Source organism: Streptomyces sp. NBC_01723 (assembly GCF_036246005.1).
Lineage (GTDB): Bacteria > Actinomycetota > Actinomycetes > Streptomycetales > Streptomycetaceae > Streptomyces.
On the sequence record NZ_CP109171.1, the window covers coordinates 6,350,312 to 6,366,592 of the forward strand.

General features: G+C 68.8%; 17 protein-coding genes. 15 read left to right on the plus strand and 2 right to left on the minus strand.

Annotation, left to right across the window (positions count from 1 at the left end; all coding sequences use genetic code 11):
• Positions 1 to 40 precede the first annotated feature (40 nt).
• The 12 genes from OIE75_RS29845 to OIE75_RS29900 all read left to right on the plus strand — a co-directional run bounded on the left by OIE75_RS29845 (position 41) and on the right by OIE75_RS29900 (position 12,863).
• A complete protein-coding gene (locus OIE75_RS29845; RefSeq protein WP_329472762.1) occupies positions 41 to 481 on the plus strand; it encodes a hypothetical protein in 441 nt (146 codons plus the stop codon).
• A 74-nt stretch (positions 482 to 555) separates the two neighbouring features.
• Complete coding sequence (locus tag OIE75_RS29850; RefSeq protein ID WP_329472763.1) at positions 556 to 885, plus strand: hypothetical protein; 330 nt, start codon at positions 556 to 558, stop codon at positions 883 to 885.
• A 22-nt stretch (positions 886 to 907) separates the two neighbouring features.
• Positions 908 to 5,947, plus strand: coding sequence for a hypothetical protein (locus OIE75_RS29855; RefSeq protein ID WP_329472764.1), 5,040 nt, complete (start codon positions 908 to 910; stop codon positions 5,945 to 5,947).
• Positions 5,948 to 5,957: 10 nt separating this feature from the next.
• Complete coding sequence (locus OIE75_RS29860; RefSeq protein WP_329472765.1) at positions 5,958 to 8,189, plus strand: hypothetical protein; 2,232 nt, start codon at positions 5,958 to 5,960, stop codon at positions 8,187 to 8,189.
• A gap of 13 nt (positions 8,190 to 8,202) precedes the next feature.
• Positions 8,203 to 9,288, plus strand: coding sequence for a DUF5047 domain-containing protein (locus OIE75_RS29865; protein WP_329472767.1), 1,086 nt, complete (start codon positions 8,203 to 8,205; stop codon positions 9,286 to 9,288).
• Entirely contained in the window at positions 9,285 to 9,908 is a 624-nt protein-coding gene (locus OIE75_RS29870) for a hypothetical protein (protein WP_329472768.1), read from the plus strand. The genes OIE75_RS29865 and OIE75_RS29870 overlap by 4 nt, the downstream gene beginning before the upstream one ends.
• A gap of 15 nt (positions 9,909 to 9,923) precedes the next feature.
• Positions 9,924 to 10,544, plus strand: a complete 621-nt coding sequence (locus tag OIE75_RS29875) for a hypothetical protein (RefSeq protein ID WP_329472769.1) — start codon at positions 9,924 to 9,926, stop codon at positions 10,542 to 10,544.
• Between the two features lie 65 nt (positions 10,545 to 10,609).
• Positions 10,610 to 11,533, plus strand: a complete 924-nt coding sequence (locus OIE75_RS29880; protein WP_329472770.1) for a peptidoglycan recognition protein family protein — start codon at positions 10,610 to 10,612, stop codon at positions 11,531 to 11,533.
• 7 nt (positions 11,534 to 11,540) lie between these two features.
• Complete coding sequence (locus OIE75_RS29885) at positions 11,541 to 11,903, plus strand: hypothetical protein (RefSeq protein ID WP_329472772.1); 363 nt, start codon at positions 11,541 to 11,543, stop codon at positions 11,901 to 11,903.
• Positions 11,903 to 12,343 (plus strand): hypothetical protein, encoded by a 441-nt coding sequence (locus OIE75_RS29890; RefSeq protein WP_329472773.1) that lies wholly within the window; start codon positions 11,903 to 11,905, stop codon positions 12,341 to 12,343. Before OIE75_RS29885 ends, OIE75_RS29890 begins: the two co-directional genes overlap by 1 nt.
• A complete protein-coding gene (locus tag OIE75_RS29895; RefSeq protein ID WP_329472774.1) occupies positions 12,340 to 12,702 on the plus strand; it encodes a hypothetical protein in 363 nt (120 codons plus the stop codon). The genes OIE75_RS29890 and OIE75_RS29895 overlap by 4 nt, the downstream gene beginning before the upstream one ends.
• A 2-nt stretch (positions 12,703 to 12,704) precedes the next feature.
• On the plus strand, positions 12,705 to 12,863 hold the full coding sequence (locus OIE75_RS29900; protein ID WP_329472775.1) for a hypothetical protein: 159 nt from the start codon (positions 12,705 to 12,707) through the stop codon (positions 12,861 to 12,863).
• 46 nt (positions 12,864 to 12,909) lie between these two features.
• On the opposite strand, the gene OIE75_RS29905 is transcribed toward OIE75_RS29900, so the two are convergent.
• Both OIE75_RS29905 and OIE75_RS29910 read right to left on the minus strand, forming a co-directional pair.
• Positions 12,910 to 13,533 (minus strand): hypothetical protein, encoded by a 624-nt coding sequence (locus OIE75_RS29905; protein ID WP_329472777.1) that lies wholly within the window; start codon positions 13,531 to 13,533, stop codon positions 12,910 to 12,912.
• A gap of 26 nt (positions 13,534 to 13,559) precedes the next feature.
• Positions 13,560 to 14,186: a hypothetical protein gene (locus OIE75_RS29910; RefSeq protein WP_443078455.1), complete on the minus strand. Its 627-nt coding sequence runs from the start codon at positions 14,184 to 14,186 to the stop codon at positions 13,560 to 13,562.
• 419 nt (positions 14,187 to 14,605) lie between these two features.
• On the opposite strand from OIE75_RS29910, the gene OIE75_RS29915 reads away from it, so the two are divergent.
• The 3 genes from OIE75_RS29915 (at position 14,606) to OIE75_RS29925 (ending at position 16,236) form a co-directional block, all read left to right on the plus strand.
• A complete protein-coding gene (locus OIE75_RS29915; RefSeq protein ID WP_329472779.1) occupies positions 14,606 to 14,911 on the plus strand; it encodes a hypothetical protein in 306 nt (101 codons plus the stop codon).
• A 390-nt stretch (positions 14,912 to 15,301) separates the two neighbouring features.
• On the plus strand, positions 15,302 to 15,835 hold the full coding sequence (locus OIE75_RS29920; RefSeq protein ID WP_329472780.1) for a DUF3560 domain-containing protein: 534 nt from the start codon (positions 15,302 to 15,304) through the stop codon (positions 15,833 to 15,835).
• Positions 15,832 to 16,236, plus strand: a complete 405-nt coding sequence (locus tag OIE75_RS29925) for a hypothetical protein (RefSeq protein ID WP_329472781.1) — start codon at positions 15,832 to 15,834, stop codon at positions 16,234 to 16,236. The genes OIE75_RS29920 and OIE75_RS29925 overlap by 4 nt, the downstream gene beginning before the upstream one ends.
• Positions 16,237 to 16,281 lie beyond the last annotated feature (45 nt).

Here is a 16,281-nt window from a genome sequence, read left to right on the forward strand (position 1 = left end):
CCTTCCCACGCCCGCGCCTGAGAGATGAGGAGCCCGCGCCGTGGCAACCACGAGCAAGAGCACGAGCAGCAGCAGGAAGCCCCGAAGCGGGGCACGCGCCGCGTCCCGTCCCGCGACCAGCCGCCGGGCGGTTGAGCCGGATGTCGAGCCGGAGACGGACGACGTCGAGGTGTCGGCGTCGGACGCACAGGAGATCGAGGCGGAAGGCCACTACGTCACCGCCACCCTCTGCGGCGAGGAAGTGCAGGTCGTGCCGCCAGCGGCGTGGCGTGCGTCGTGGCAGCGCGCCCTGGGCCAGGGCCAGATCGACTTCTTCGCCGAGAAGATCCTGCACCCGGAGGACTTCGACTTCTACATCGATGTCGATCCCACACTGCGGGAGTGGGAGGAGTTCCTGGAGGATGCGGGCCGCCGCTCGGGGGAGTCCCTGGGAAAGTCCGGGGGACCGTCGCGATCTGGCGGGCGCACCCGGAGGCGGTAGAGGCCGACCTGATCGACCGCCAGTACGACATTGCTGACGTGCTGGCGGGCCGCCGGTCATGGCGGTGGCTGCGCGTGCTCATCGAGCATCTGCCGCCGGAGTCACACACCATGACCGCCCTCCGCAACAGCCTGTCGCAGGCGGAGCTGGACGCTCAGGCCGACAAGGGCGAGCCGGAGAAGGGCCGCTGGTCACAGCTCGAGCAGCTGGTGGCCGCGAACGTCGACGCGATCCGCCGCCTGGAGTATCTGCTGATCTGCATCAACACCGAGAAGAAGAGCAAGCGGCCGGATCCGCCTGAGCCGATGCGCCGGCCGGGTGCGGGGTCGCGGAAGAAGACAGCAACGCTCACGAAGACGTCCGCGAACCGGCTGTTTGAACTGCTGCAAGGGGGCGCCGCATAGGGGCGCCGGGAGGAGGCTCCTGGTGCCTGCTATCTCCGTCGGCTCCGTTGAGGTCGATGTTCTGCCGAATGCGTCCGGTATCCAGTCGCGGCTGCGTGCGGCGCTGGTGCCTCCGGCGTCGGCGATCGGGGACGAGGTCGGCCGGATCATCGGCCGCCAGATCGCCACGCACATCACGCCTGCGGTCCGGGACGGCATCCAGAACGGTGCTCGTGCGGCCCGCCCTGCCGCTACTAGGGGTGGGGAGCAGGCTGGCGGTGCGTTCGCCCGGTCGCTGCGGGCACGGCTGGAGGCCGCGTTCCGCAGCATGCCCCGCCTGGACGTCCGCCTTTCCGACACCGGTATCGACGCGGACCTGGCACGGCTCCGGGCCCGCTTGGAGTCGCTGGCCGGCAAGACCGTCGGCATCGACATCGACGCTGCTACGGCGCGGGCGCAGGCGGCGGACATCGAGGAGCGGCTGCGCCGGATCGGCGCCGCCCACCCGGACGTTGCAGTGCGCGCGGACACGGCCGCGGCGATCGCCCAGCTTCAGCTGCTGCAGCAGCAGATCGACGACACCACGCGTGACCCGGCCCGGGGCAGGGTGGAGACGGACGGCACATTCGGGCAGCGGCTTCGGGCTCAGGTGCAGGCCGCTGAGGCGTCCCTCCCGAACATCAACTTGCGCGCGGACTCGTCCGCAGCCGAGGTCGAGATCGCCCGGCTGCGCGCGCAGCTGACCGCGCTGAGGGATGTGCGGATCGGCGTCGACATGGACGTCGCCACCGCCACGGCCCGCATAGAGGCGATCCAGGCCAGGCTGCAGGCTCTGTCTGCGTCTGATGCTGACGTCGCGATCCGCGTCGACACCGGTGCGGCGGCGGCCCAGCTCGCGACTGTGCAGGCGATGGTCAACCGCCTGGATGGTCAGACGGCGAACGTCAACGTCCGCGTGTCCGGGATGCAGCTGCTGGTGGCGTCGGCGTTGGCGTTCGGGCCGGCGCTGCTGCCGGTGCTGCCTGTGGCCGCGGCGGGCCTGGGTGCGGTTGCTGCTGCAGCTACGGCTGCGGCGGTTGGTATCGGCAGCATCGCCTTGGTGGCCGTGCCTGCGTTCATGCAGATGGGCAAGGTCATGCAGGCGCAGAAGGCCGCCCAGGATGCTTCGACGCAGGCGTCGCTGCAGGGCGGGCAGGCCGCCGCGCAGGGGGCTCAGAAGGCGCAGCAGATGGCGGGCGCCCAGCAGTCTCTGGCGTCGGCGCACCGAAACGCTGCCCGGCAGATCAAGCAGGCCGAGCAGAGCGTCTCGGACGCGGTACGGAACGCGGCGGAGGCGAATGAGCGTGCCGCCGACCAGGTCGTGGATGCCCGCCGCGGTCTGGCGGATGCCGTGCAGCAGGCCGCGGACCGGCAGCGGCAGGCCGCCGAGCAGGTCCGGTCGGCGGAGGAGTCGCTGGCGGACGCCCAGCGGGACGCGGTCCGTGCTCAGGAGGATCTGACCGAGGCCCGTGCTGCGGCGGCGCAGGAACTGGCCGACATGGAGTCCCAGCTCGCCAACGCGAAGCTGTCGGAGCGGGACGCGACGCTGGCCGTGCAGGAGGCGGAAAAGCGGCTCCGCGCCACCCAGGTAGAAGGGTCGACCGCCACCGAGCTGGAGCGGCAGCGCGCCCAGCTGGCCTACGACCAGGCGGTGCAGCGTCTCAAGGACCAGCAGTCCGAGACGAAGCAGCTCGCCGCCGACAAGACCGCCGCGGACATAGCGGGGGTGGACGGCTCGGAACGCGTCCGGGACGCCCAGGAGCGCCTGGAGGACGCCGAGAAGCGTGTCGGCGACCAGCAGCGTGCCCTGGGGAAGGCCCGCGAGGATGCCGCACGGCAAGCGGTCCAGTCACAGCGGGACATCGCTGAGGCGCAGGATCGTGTGGCTGAGGCGCAGCGCAATGTGGCCCGCACCCAGGAGGACGGGGCCCGGTCGGTTGCCCGCGCCCAGGAGAGTCTGGTGGCGGCGCAGGAGTCGGCGGCGGATTCGATCGCGTCGGCTCAGCGCCAGATTGCCTCCGCGTCGCAGTCTGCGGCCGGGGGCGTTGATCAGGCTGCCATCGCGCAGGCCAAGTATCAGGCCGAGCTGGCGAAGCTGACGCCGGCCGCGCGGGAAACGTATGACGCGGTCCTCGGGCTGAAGGACGCGTTCTCGGCGTGGTCGAAGAGTCTGCAGCCGGCCGTCATGCCGATCTTCACGCGGGCTTTGGTGGGGATGCGGAAGGCCCTTCCGGGTCTGACGCCGTTCGTTCTGGCTGCCGCTGATGCGATTAGCGGATTGCAGGATCGGGTGTCGCGCGGCTTCAAGTCGCCGTGGTGGCAGGGGTTCAAGAAGGATCTGCAGGGCTCTGTCGGCCCGGCGATCACCGGGCTGGGGGTTTCCTTCGGCCGCGTGTTCAAAGGCATGGCCGGGATCGTCCAGGCATTCCTGCCGCACATGGACTCCATCTCGACGCGCATGCAGGACATCACGGGGCGGTTCGCCGACTGGGGGACCGGCCTCAAGGGGGGCCCGGAATTTGAGCGGTTCCTGGACTACTCGGCAAGGATGGGCCCGCAGCTTGCCGACACGTTCGGGAAGATCGGCGCCGCGTTCCTGAGCGTCGGGCAGGCCCTGTCGCCGCTCTCGGGGCCGCTGCTGCGAATCCTGGGCGCCATGGCGGAGGCCATCGCCATCGTCGCCGACACCGCACCCGGGTTCGTCCTGGCCATCTACGGCATCATCCTCGCGACGAAGCTGTGGACGATCGCCCTGTGGGCGTTCAACGCTGCGGTGGCCGCGAACCCGCTGACGCTGATCGTCATCGCGGTGATCGCCCTGGTTGCGATCTTCATCTACGCGTACAAGAAGTTCGACTGGTTCCGTAACAGCGTCCAGGCGGTCTGGTCGGGCATCCAGGCCGGGGCGATGTGGCTGTGGAACACGGCCCTCAAGCCGTTCTTCGACTGGTTCGGGAAGATCGTCACCTGGTTGTGGACGACGATCCTCAAGCCGTACCTGGGCTTCCTGATCGCCTACTGGAAGATGGTCGGCTCTGGGGCTCTGTGGCTGTGGAGCACCGTCCTGAAGCCGGTGTTCTCCGGCATCGGCACGGCGGTCATGTGGCTGTGGAACACGGTCATCAAGCCCTATGTCGGCTTCATCATCGCGTACTGGCAGAAGGTCGCTGCGGTCGCGCTGTGGATGTGGAACAACGCGATCAAACCAGCCTTCGACGGGATCATGACGGCCGCGAAGTACCTGGCCATCGTCGTTCTCACGCTGCTGGTGGGGCCGCTCGTCGTCGGATTCAAAGTCCTCGCCGCGGTCGGCAAGTGGCTGTGGACCACCGCGCTGAAGCCTGCCTTCGAGGGCATCGGTGCGGCCGGACGCTGGCTGTGGAATACGGCGCTCAAGCCCGCGTTCCAGCAGATCGGCGACAAGGCGAAGTGGCTGTACAACGGGGCGATCAAGCCCGCCTGGCAGGGTATTCAGGCTGCCGGGAAGTACATGTGGGAAACGATCCTCAAGCCGATCTTCAAGGGGTTCGTCGCCGACATCAAATCACTCGGTGCCGCCGCACGCTGGCTGTACCGGGAGGCCATCAAGCCGGCCTGGGACAACATCTCCGCGGCAGGCCGAAACGCGTGGCAGCGCAGCATCAAGCCGACGTTCGACTCGTTCAAGGGCGTCGTCAAGAGCCTGTCCGGCGCGTTCAGCACCGCGGTGAGCGCGATCAAGACGGCGTGGGACCGGATCCGAGATGTGGCCCGGCGCCCGGTGCAGTTCATCGTCGACACCGTCTACAACAACGGTATCCGTGGCGTCTGGAACAAGGTCGCCTCGGCGTTCGGCGCGAAAAAGCTCGACAAGTTCACGTTCGCGTCGGGCGGCATCATGCCCGGCTACACGCCAGGCCGGGACGTGCACCGCTTCCTGTCGCCGACGGGCGGCGCACTGGAGCTGTCGGGTGGCGAGGCCATCATGCGGCCGGAGTTCACCCGGGCGGTCGGCTCCGGTTTCGTCGGCACGATGAACAGCATCGCGAAGTCGCAGGGCGCGCAGGGCGTGAAGGCGGCCCTGGCTCCGGTGTTCGGCGGGAACCCGTCGACGCCGACGGACCGGTCGCTGCGCTACTCCGGCGGCGGCGTGCTCCCGGTGCAGCGGTTCGCGGACGGTGGCATCTTCGGCTGGATCAAGAGCACGGCGTCGGCTGCGGTCGGCGCCGGCTCGGCAGCCTGGAACAAGGTCAAAGAGGCCGCGTCCTGGCTGAAGGACGGCTTGGAGGCGTCCGCTCGGGCGGGCGTCAAGAACGTCGTCGACCCGCTACTGAAGCGCTTCCCGGGCATGGACACCGGGTTCGGGAAGCTGGTCCGCCACATCCCCGACGGGATCATCGACGCGCTGTTCGGCTACTCCAAGGAGGCCGACAAGAAGGGCGGCGGAGGCATCGGCGGCCCCCGCATCCAGGCCGCACTCAAGTGGGCGAAGACCCAGAACGGCCTGCCCTATCAGTGGGGCGGCAACGGCAACCCCTCGTGGGACTGCTCTGGTTTCATGTCGGCGATCGAGTCCGTTATCCGAGGTCAGAAGCCGCACCGCAGGTGGGCGACCGGCTCCTTCTCGGGCCGGACCGCTCCACCCGGCTGGGAGAAGAACGGCGCGTCCGCGTTCCGTATCGGCATCACCAACGCCGGTGTCGGCCACACCGCGGGAACCATCGGCAAAACCAACGTCGAGTCCCGCGGCGGAGACGGCGTCATCGTCGGCAGCAGGGCCCGCGGCTACAAGGACTCCCTGTTCACCGACTGGTACGGGTTCCAGCCCGGCAAGTACGACAACGGCGGCATGCTCCAGCCCGGCTTCAACCTCGCCTACAACGGAACGGGCAGGCCCGAGCCGGTGCTGACCGGGTCGCAGTTCAACGCTCTGGCCCGCGCGGGCGGCAGCGATGGACCCATCACCGTGGAGATCAACACGCAGGACCGGGCGCTCGCCGACTTCATCGACGTCTGCGTCCACCGCAACCAGCAGGAACTGATCTCCGTCATCAACGCGAACTGAGGAGGCCACCTTGGCGATCCCCGGGAACCTCCTCAGCCCGACCACCGAGATGGTCGACCCCAACACCTCCGGGTGGACGGCCAAGCTCAATGCGACGACCAGCAAGGGGGCGGGCGGCCGGAACGGTGACGGCTGCCTTGCCGTCAAGTCGATTGCTGCGGGCGAGGCGCAGGCCCGCACCGTCACCTCTTACACGATCACCGCCGGGGTCACCTACCAGGCGTTCGCCGACGCCTCCGGGGCGACCGTCCCGGAGCGCATCGGCATCCGCTGGCTCGCCATCACAGGCACTGAGATCAGCATTACCTGGTCGCTGACGACGATGGCAGCCTCGGCGTCGTGGCATCGGATCAGCGTCGCCGGGGCCGCACCGGTCGGCGCCGCCAAGGCGCAGGTCGTCCTGTCGATGATGACCCCGGCCGCGCCGAACGTCATCTCCTACTTCGAGAACGTCTACCTCGGTCTGCCGGTGAGGACGACGGGCAACCTGTTTGGCTTCGGAACCGAATCGACTGAGATCGATGCCACCGGCTGGGTGTCCGAGGTCAACGCCACGATCTCCCGGCAGGTGCCGGTAGCCCCGTGGTCGGTGGACTGGTATTGGGCGGGTGGTCACACTCTCGCCGTCACGGCTACGGCGGCGGGCAACGCGGCAGTCCGTTCGGTGGACCGGCCCACTGTCACACCGGGCGCCGAGTACCTGGGGCACGCCTACCTGCAGCCGCCGACGATGGCGTCCGCCGCCTGGATCGAGTTGCGTTTCTACGACAGCAACGGCAACCAGGTCCAGGCCACCCGTGCAGCCCTGGCCGCCCCTGGCGTCGGGTTCTACCGGCAGCTCGTGTCCGCTGTCGCCCCGGCGAACGCGGCGACCTGCGGGTTCGCCGCGGGGCTGGACGGTGCTGCGGCAGGGCAGGTGCTGCGCCTGGAAACCGTGGTGGTGCGGTCGCTGCCGCCGCTCGTCACCGGCACTGTGCTGCCTTACGCCAGCGGCAGCTTCGAACAGGACACCGGAGGCTGGACGACCACTACCGGCCCGGCGACACTCGCCAGGTCCACACCGTGGGGCGCGGCCGGGATCACCGGCAGCTACGCACTGACCGTGTCGTCGGCGACCGCGGCCACGTCCACGATCCGGTCCCCGCTCGTACCCGTCACGGAGGGCGTGAACTGGCGGGCACAGATCATCACCAAGATTTCCACCGGCACGTGGACGACGGTGACGGTGCGGGTCCGCTGGTACGACGCAGGCAGCGTCAGCCTCGGCACCAGCACCGGCAACACCTACGCCGTCCCGGCAGGATCCTGGTACCTCCTCACGTCGGATGCGGTCGCCCCGGCCAGCGCTACTCAGGCCGCGGTTGAGGTTGTGGGGGTGGCGGGTTCTACAGCGGCGGCGCTGTGGGTGGATGCGGTCGCCCTGTGGCAGGTGCTTCCGCTGACCGCGGTGGAGGCTGTGCCAGGCGACGGCTACATCCGTCTGACGCTGCGGGAACTCCCCGACGGCTACCTGGTCAGCGTGTACCGGATGACCTCGGACGGGGCGCGGACACTGGTGCGCGGCACGTCGGGGTTGATCAGCCAGCAGGAGGTCACCGGCGACGCGATGGTCCTGGAGGATCACGAGGCGCCGCTCGGCGTCACAGTCTTCTACCGCATCGAGCTGTACAGCGCCCCAGGGGTCCTCGCATCCACCAGGTCGTCGGACCCGGTGATGCTGACCCTCGACGACATCAACCTCGCCTGGATCAAGGACCCGGGGAACCCCCAGCGGAACTGCATGGTCGTCATGCAGAGCCCGCCGGACTGGCAGCGCCCCATCGAGCAGGCATCCTTTGTGGTCCGCGGACGCCGCAACAAGGTTGTTCTGTCCGGGCGGCGGCAGGGCTTGGAGGGCGACCTCGCCATCTGGACCCGCACCGACGCCGAACGCGAAGCCCTGCACCTCCTCCTGGACTCCGGGAACACCCTGCTGTGGCAGGCCGTACCGGGCATGGGCGTCACCGACATGTACATCTCCGTCGCCACCATCACCGAGGGCCGCATCGGAAGGCTCGCACAGGAGCAGTGGCGGGCCTGGACACTTCCGTCGACCGAGCAAGACATGCCGGTCACGACCGGCGTCAACGGGGCAGCAGGCCGTACCTGGCAGGACGTCGTCGCCGAATTCGCGACGTGCGCGGATGTCCTGGACGTGTACGCGACCAGCGAGGATCTGCTGCTCGACCTGCGAATGGGGTGACGCCGTGTACCCCGTGTCGGACAGGTTCCTCGCCCGCCTCGCCGAAGGCCACCGTGTCGCGACCAGGGTTCAGCTGTTCCTGACGACCGGTGAGGTTGTCGACCTGGAGCACACCGGCGGTTCGGTGACGGTGGACCGCGGGCAGGCCATCCGCCGCACCTGCACCGTCACCGTCGCCGACCCGGCCGTCATCCCCCGTACACCCACGGACCAGCTCGCCACCTACGGAGCCCGAATGCGTGTCTCCCGCGGCGTCGACTACGGCAACCCGGACGCCCCGGAGCTGGTGCCGCTGGGCGTGTTCCGCCTGGACTCCGTCGACGGCGACGTCAACGAAGGCCCCGTCAACATGCAAGGCAAAGACCTCTCGGCGTGCGTCGCCGACGACAAGTTCACCGAGCCGTACTCGGCGACCGGCACCGTCGTCGGCGCGGTCACCGCCCTCATCCAGCGCAGCCTGCCGGACGCGGACGTCATCGCGCTCGTCGACGATGCCGCGATCGGCCGGCGCACGTTCGATGTGGAGGCCGATCCGTGGGCCGGCGCGCAGGAGATCGCGGCGGCTGCCGGTGCCGAGGTGTACTGCAATGCCGACGGCGTGTTCGTGATCGCCGCACTGCCAGACCTGCTGACGGCAGAGCCGGTGTGGGCCGTTGAGGCCACCGAGGGCGGCGTCTACATCAAAGCCAACCGGGCCATGAACAGCGACAACGTCTTCAACGGCGTCCTGGCCCGCGGCGAGAACACCAGCGAGTTCGCTCCGCCCGTGTCCTGGCTGGCCACCGACGACGACACCGGCAGCCCCACCTACTGGGGCGGCCCGTTCGGGCGCCGGCCGTCTTTCTACTCGTCGAGCACGCTGACGACGCTCGCCGCCTGCCAGCAGGCCGCCGTGCTGAAACTCCGCCAGGCCAAGACGCCCAACGCTACCGGCGACATCTCCGCCCTGCCGAACCCTGCACTCGAGCCCGGCGACGTCATCCGCGTCACCCACGAGGACGGCACCCGCGAACTGCACCAGGTCGCCGCGTTCACGGTGCCGCTGTCCCACGACGGGGACCTCCCGATCTCTACGATCTCCGCGAAGGAGGACGGGTGACCAGCCCCGACCGGCCAGCACCCGCTGTCCGCCGCGACCTCGCCGCCGCGCTGAAGCAGCAGGCCACACGGGCAGGGGAGTCCACACCATCGGTGCGCGGCGCGGACTGGCGCACCGCCACTGTCACCCTCGTCAACACCGACGGCACGATCACAGCGGACGGCATCCCACGCATCCGCTGCCTCGCCCCCTACACAGGCCCAGCCGTCGGCGACTTCATCGTCATCAGCCAGTCCAGCAGCGGAAACTGGGTGGCCCTCAACCGGCTCGCCGCAACCACCCGCTCCTGGACGACGCTTCCTCTGTCGTCGGGCTGGGCTGTCCTTTCGGGCTACTACACGCCCGCCTACCGCATCTGGGATGACGGGACTGCCTCACTGTGCGGGCTGGCCGCCATGTCGGGCAGCCTCCCGTCGGGCACGGTCGTGGCGACGCTGCCGGCCGAGGCCCGGCCTGCATTCCAGTGCCGGTTCCCTGTGCAGGTTGTTCTCGGCTTCTACGGGGTCATGACGCTCTACCCGGACGGGCGGGTCACGCTCGGCGACTTCAGCGGCACCTTGTCCTCCACCGGCCAGAAGTGGGCCGAGTTCGACGTGGCCAGCCACTACCGGCTCACCTAAGGAAGGGGGGGCCACGTGCCCGCACCAGACAAGTATGGGCAGGACATCGGCCTCTGGCAGATGACTGACGCCCCCGACATTCCCGCCGCGATCAAGGCGATCGCGGACGGTGTGATCCCGCGCGGCGTCCTCCGCTACGCGTCGGCGTCGGCGCGCGGCGCGTGGATGGTCGGCGATCAGGCGCCGGTCGACGGCATGCTCACCTGGCTGGCCGATGTGGGACGCCTCGAACTCCGCGTCGACGGCGTGTGGGTGGTCGTCGCCGTCGGCAACCGGGCCTGGACCACCATCGCCCTGTCGTCCGGCTGGTCCCAGAACGGGAACAGCCAGGGCACCTTCCAGTACCGGATCGTGAACCTGTTCGGCGAAGACTCGATCATGTTCCGGGGCGGTATCGGCAGGTCAAGCTACCCCGGGACGATCCCCGCCAACTTCACCATCAACAGCACCGCCCTGCCTGCCGACGCGCGCCCGGCCACGCTTCGAACCATCGTCGTGCCCTGCTCCGACGTCGCCTCCGACCGCATCACCCTCAAGCTCGACATCACCACCGGCGGCCAGCTCACCCTCTACGGCATCAGCAACACCGCGAAACCGCCATGGATCGGCTTCAACGGCTGCTTCGCCAGCCTCTAACCACCGCACCACCCAGCACGCCCCGAGCCAGACGGCCGGGGCCTTTCGCATGAAAGGGGGGACTGGTGAAGCTCGTCACGAGAGCGCAGCTTGGCTGGCCCGCCTCAGCCGCGCCCACCCAGACCAGCACCAAGGGCGTCAAGGTCCACTACGAGGGCGCCCCGGTCAGCACCAAGCTGCTCAGCGACCACAACGCCTGCATCGCCGAGTGGAAGAACATCCGTAAGAGCCACCTGGCCAACACCGCCGAGGGCTACAGCGACGTCGCCTACAACTACGCCGCCTGCCCCCACGGCTACCTCCTCGAAGGCCGCGGCCTCCGCAAGCGCACCGGCGCCAACGGCAACCAGACCCTCAACCAGGGCCACTACGCCATCGTCGGACTCGTCGGCTCCGAAGGCCTGACGCAGCCCACCGACGCCATGCTCTCCGCGATCCGCGACGGCATCGAACTCCTCCGCAAGAACGGCGCCGGCACCGAGATCAAGGGCCACCGCGACGGCTACGCCACCGCCTGCCCCGGCGGACCCCTCTACGCCTGGGTCCAGAAGGGCGCCCCCAGGCCCACCGTCAGCAGCGACAAGCCACCAGCTCAGGAGGACGACGTGCCGCACGCCATCGGCCGCTACGACAGCACAGACCGCACCCTCGTCCCCCGCAAGTGGACGACCCTCAGCATCGACGGCGCCGACTTGCTCACCGGCGCCTCCCACTACCAGGCCATGGCCAACGTCCAGGCCGTCCTGCCGCCCGGATCAACGCTCCAGGGCCGCTTCTACCACCTGCGCAAGGACAACTCCCGCTGGTCCGGCCCGCTCATCGAACGCATCGGCACCGACGGGTCTACGTTCGCGGACTTCCACAACTCGGGGTCGGTAGTCGACAGCGAGCGCGTGCGCTTCGAGGTCATCTACTACCCGGCCAAGTCCGACGACCAGAAGTCCGTCACCATCACCGCCGCGTACTGCCGCGGCCTCTACTGGAAGTAGAACCTCCATGAAGTTCTTCGGCAGAGAGCCTGCTCTCATCATCGCGGGCGTCTCCGCGGGCCTGTCCCTGCTGGTCACGTTCGGGTTCGGCCTGTCTGCGGAGCAGGCGGGCGCGATCGTCGCGGTCATCTCCGCGGTGTTCGCCGCCGCCACCGCCGCGGTCACCCGGCCGATCGCGCCGTCCGCGTTCACCGGTCTCGTCGCCGCTGTCGCCGTACTCCTCGGCGCCTACGGGCTGGACCTGTCCACGGAGAAGATCGGCGCCCTGAACGCGGTCGTCCTCGCCGGCCTCGCCCTGCTCACCCGCGGCCAGGTCGCCCCGGCCAGCCCCAGCGCGCCGGCTGCAGCCGAGCCCCCGCGGACGGTCTGATGCCGTGCCGTGCGGCCCGGCGGCTGTACAAGGCGCTGGGCCGCCGCGGCTGCTTCCTCCTCATCCTGGGCGTCGGCAAAACCTGCTGGGGCATCAGCTTCCTCGTCGACCCACCCGGCGACCAGGGCCTGGAACTGCTCACGAGCGTGTGCAGCCTCCGGCACTGGGCATGGCTGTGGATCTGCTGCGGACTCGCTGTCCTGGGCAGCGCCTTCCTGAAAGTCGGCCGTGACAAGCTCGGCTTCCTCGCCGCGCTCGTTCCCCCCATCGTGTGGGCCACCGCCTACACCGTCGCCGTCGTAACCGGCGACTACTCACGCGGCGGCTTCGTCGCCATCTGGTATCTGACCTCGCACGTCGGGGTCATCATGTGGGCGGCCACGGTGCCCGAATACTCGGTCCCCCCAGCTCCGCGGCCCCGGAGAGGTAAGGCCGCATGAACGTCGGCGAATGGGCGGGGATCATCACGGCCGCCGGAAGCGTCCTCGGAGGCGGAGGCTGGTTCGTCTCCCGCGCCACCGTCCGTGCTGGCCAAGCCACAGCCGCAGCAACCGAAGCCGCAGCCCGAGCGAACGCCGCACCAGCGCAACAGGCCGCCAACCTCGCCGTCCTCGAAGCGACAGTCCGCCGCGTCGACGAAGAGAATGGGCAGCTCCGCGGGAAAATGTCGCGCCTGGAGCGTGTCGTCAGCGCCTTCGCCTGGACCACCGACCGGTGGGCTCGCCAGATGCTCCGCGCGGGTATCGACCCGGAGCCGACGCATCCTCTGGTCGACGAGTACAACCGAACTGGAGTCTGAGCATGCCCGACCCGATCCCGTTGCAGCCCCGGCAGGATCCTGGCGCCGCCGACGCAGGCAGCCTCGAGAAGATGGGCCGCATCGAACCCCAGCCCATCCCCGAACCGGCCACCCAGCCGTTCGTCGAACCCGACTGGCCCCCCGAGGACCAGCCAGCATGACAACGCCCCGCCCTCCATCACGGAGGGCGGGGCGCTTCGTCTGTTTTCAGGACGCCAGCTGCTTCTTCACCTCGGCGACGTTCGGACCCGAGTCCGTCGACGGCATCTGCCAGCGGTGGGCTTTCTCCTCACCGTCGATGTAGATCAGCGTGCCGCCCTTCGCCTGCTCCGCCGTCAGGTCGAACACCTGCGACCGCCACTGCCAGGCGCCAGGCTGCACCGGGTCGGCGTTGTTGTACTTCTCCATGACCACGTTGAACCCGTTACCGCCGCCGACGTCGATCATCTCTCCGTCCGGAGCCATCCACTTCCAGCCGCCGCCCGAGATCGGCGCCGGCTCGTCGGCGGCGACCGCGGTCATCGCCTTGTCCTTCATCGTGACCACGGCGAACATGCCGTTTGCGGCCTTCTCTCCACCGCCCTCCTCCACGAAGACGACCGTGTCCGGGGTGATCTCCAGGACGCCCGTGCCGCCGTCACCCGTCGTCCGGGCCGGCGTGCCGAACTTCGGGCTCGCCTCCACCTGCCCTGCCGGCTCCTCGCTCGATGCCGGGGCGGCGGGCGACGACGCCTCGGGCTTGGCGGCGGACTTGTCGTCACCCCCACCGCCACAGGCCGTAAGCACGGCCAGGAGCAGAACGGCCGTAGCCGCAGAGACGCGTGTGCGCATGATTCCCCCTGTCTCAGCCTCGCCCATTACGGGCAGGTCTCCTCGAACTTGACCGCCGTGAACTCCACCGGCTGGCCGTGCAACGCCGCGCCCGCCGCTGGCCTCTGCGAGCAGACCTGCCAGTTGGACTCCATCAGCACCATCCGGTCGTCGGCCGACGCATCGTTCACCGTGATCGACGCACCAGAGTCGAGGGCTCCGCGGGCCGCCTTCACCGACTTGCCAGCGAAGTCCGGCATCTTCCCGCCCGCGGCCTCTGGGGCCTTCTCGTCCTTCGCCGGGCACGTCTCCTCGAGCTTCACCGCGCCGAAGTCCAGGCTGGTGTCGGTCGCCGCCGAGGTGCCCGCCTTCACGTTCTGGCTGCACACCTTCCAGTTCCGGTCGAAGGCCTGCATCCGGTCCCGACCCAGCGCATCGTGCGAGTCCAGGCTGTAGAAGCCGACCTCCTGCGCCTTGTCCTGCGCCGACTGCAGGCCCATGCCGACGAAGTTCGGCACGGTCGCCTTCTCGCTGTCGGCGTTGTCGTCCTTCGCGGGCTCGTCGGCCGGCGACTCCGCGGCCTGAGACGGCGCGCTACTGCTGGACGCCTTGCTGTCATCCGTCGGCTCGCAGGCCGTGGCGCCAGCTGCGGCGGCGCAAAGCAGAACGACCATGATGATGCGGGTAAGCACAGATTCCCCCCGAGTGATGCCAGTACAGGCGGAACACGGTAGAGCAGATGTGAGGGATGTGTGCCTGCGGGTTACCGCTCTGTGACACGACCGCACCCCCGCTTCCTTGTCGCAATAGGGGAGCGGGGGCGCTTCGCCGGGCGGGACCTACCGGCCCATCTTGCTCAACTCGGCCGGAGAGAAGTCCTCGCCACACGTCGTGCACACCTTGTCCCCGGTTTGGGAGCTGAGGTAGTACTCCTTCTCCAGCCGTGGGTGGTCGCACGGGGGAGAGCCCTTGGCTTCCCATTCCTTCTGAAGACGCGTTGCGTCGGCTGCCTGCATGTCGGAAGAGTACGACGGCTTCCTGGCCGGCTTGGGCGCTGCCCCCTTGCCGGACCGGGGTCGTAGGCTCGCACGGCATGAACGACTCTTGCGATGTGCGCCCCGTCCTCGACCGCATGCTCGCCGCAGCCCGCGAGGGTCTGGGGAGATCCACCTGGCGGATCGGCGACCCAGACGAGAGGCTCCTCCTCCCTATCGTCGGCGCGCTCACCGTCCATCTGGGCAAAGAACTGGGCATCGTGGAGGAAGGCTGGGACGCCGCTCAGACTCGTCGGGTGGTTGCCACAGAGCTGCGCACGGCTGCTCGCCGGCATCCCGCAGGAACGGCTCGCCATCAAGCCTTCCTTGAGGCGGCACAGATGGCCGAGGATGGCAACGCCTGACGCCGATTCCGGGACGGCGCGCTCTCGATAACATGCCATATCGCGGGCGCTATTTGGGGTGATTGTCCGACTCTCCGGAGGGCTGCGACTCGCCATCGAGAGCCCCCCGTTCGCGCCGTCTCCGGTTCACGTACCGGTGCAGGTCGCTCACGATGACATCGGTCAGCGACCGCCCTTCCTCCTTCGCCTCCGTCATGGCGGCGCTCCAGAGTTCGTCGGGTACGCGGACGTTACGCAGTGGCGTCTTGCCGGTGGCTGGCCTGGCCATCTCTCCCCCTCGGGCGTGTAGGTACAGAAACTAGCATCCATCAGGCTTCACTGCTCGACAAGGGGGTTCCATGGGAGTAATCTGTAGGTACAGAAACTAGCTGCATGCAGGAGGAACGAAGTATGGATGCGGAGCGAAGCCGCAAGGCGGCGGAAGCAGCCCAGCAGAAGGCGGACAAGTTGACGACGGAGGCGAAGCAGCGCTCCGAGCGCGCGTTCGCCATGTACGGCAGGTTCGCCGGGGGGCAACCACTCCTCCCGGGGCACCACTCGTACCGCAGTGCCCGCCGCGCCAAGAACCGCGCCGACGCGGCTTCCGACCGCGCCATCGACGCCTACAAGGCGGCCGAGCGTGCTCAGGCAGAGGCGAAGTGGACAAAGGCGAAGGCGGACGCGCAATCCGAAATCGCCGACACCGTCGCCACTCGGTCCCGTCCTTGGGAGCCCGCCGACTTCCAGGTCGGCGACATCGTCACCGTGCGGGTCTTCGAGACCAGCACCAGCACCTACCGGGTCAAGCGCGTCAACAAGAAGACGCTCACGCTCGATGGCGGTGGCGGCGGCTGGGACGACCCCAAGCGCGAGTACGACCGCGTCCTGTCCCGCACCCGGGACGGCATCACCATCACCAACCCCGCCGACGGAGACACCGCATGATCCGCGAAGAGAAGTTCCTCATCAGCCGCAAGCCGTTCGCCATCGACCTGTCCACCGTCACCGTCGAACGGACCCACCAGCACGACGCCGACTGGCTGTCCGGGAGCTGCCAGGCGGTCTGGTTCCGACGCAAGAACGGCACCACATATGCGTGCCTCGGCACCTTGCGTCTGTGGGCCCACTGGCTCAGGGACGAGCCGGACGTGTCCAGCCCCGAGGCCATCCTCGCGAACAACCTCGACAGCCGGTACGGAGGCGACCCAGACGGCCGATGGGATGGCGAGCGCTACTGGGGATCCCAGAAGCCGTTCGAGCAGTCGCTGCACCTAGCGCTGCTCGAACCGATGCTCGCCAACTACCCGGAGATTCCCGACGGGTACGACGGCTGGTGGCGGTTCTGAGGCTGCCCGATGTGCACGGTGCCCCGGCTGAAGGAAGCAGCCGGG

Excerpts from the sequence above, each read along its gene's own strand:
- OIE75_RS29910 (WP_443078455.1), bottom strand. The coding sequence starts at position 14,186 with ATGGTCGTTCTGCTTTGCGCCGCCGCAGCTGGCGCCACGGCCTGCGAG.
- OIE75_RS29895 (WP_329472774.1), top strand. The coding sequence starts at position 12,340 with ATGAACGTCGGCGAATGGGCGGGGATCATCACGGCCGCCGGAAGCGTC.
- OIE75_RS29900 (WP_329472775.1), top strand. The coding sequence starts at position 12,705 with ATGCCCGACCCGATCCCGTTGCAGCCCCGGCAGGATCCTGGCGCCGCC.
- OIE75_RS29920 (WP_329472780.1), top strand. The coding sequence starts at position 15,302 with ATGGATGCGGAGCGAAGCCGCAAGGCGGCGGAAGCAGCCCAGCAGAAG.
- OIE75_RS29915 (WP_329472779.1), top strand. The coding sequence starts at position 14,606 with ATGAACGACTCTTGCGATGTGCGCCCCGTCCTCGACCGCATGCTCGCC.
- OIE75_RS29905 (WP_329472777.1), bottom strand. The coding sequence starts at position 13,533 with ATGCGCACACGCGTCTCTGCGGCTACGGCCGTTCTGCTCCTGGCCGTG.
- OIE75_RS29885 (WP_329472772.1), top strand. The coding sequence starts at position 11,541 with ATGAAGTTCTTCGGCAGAGAGCCTGCTCTCATCATCGCGGGCGTCTCC.
- OIE75_RS29890 (WP_329472773.1), top strand. The coding sequence starts at position 11,903 with ATGCCGTGCCGTGCGGCCCGGCGGCTGTACAAGGCGCTGGGCCGCCGC.
- OIE75_RS29925 (WP_329472781.1), top strand. The coding sequence starts at position 15,832 with ATGATCCGCGAAGAGAAGTTCCTCATCAGCCGCAAGCCGTTCGCCATC.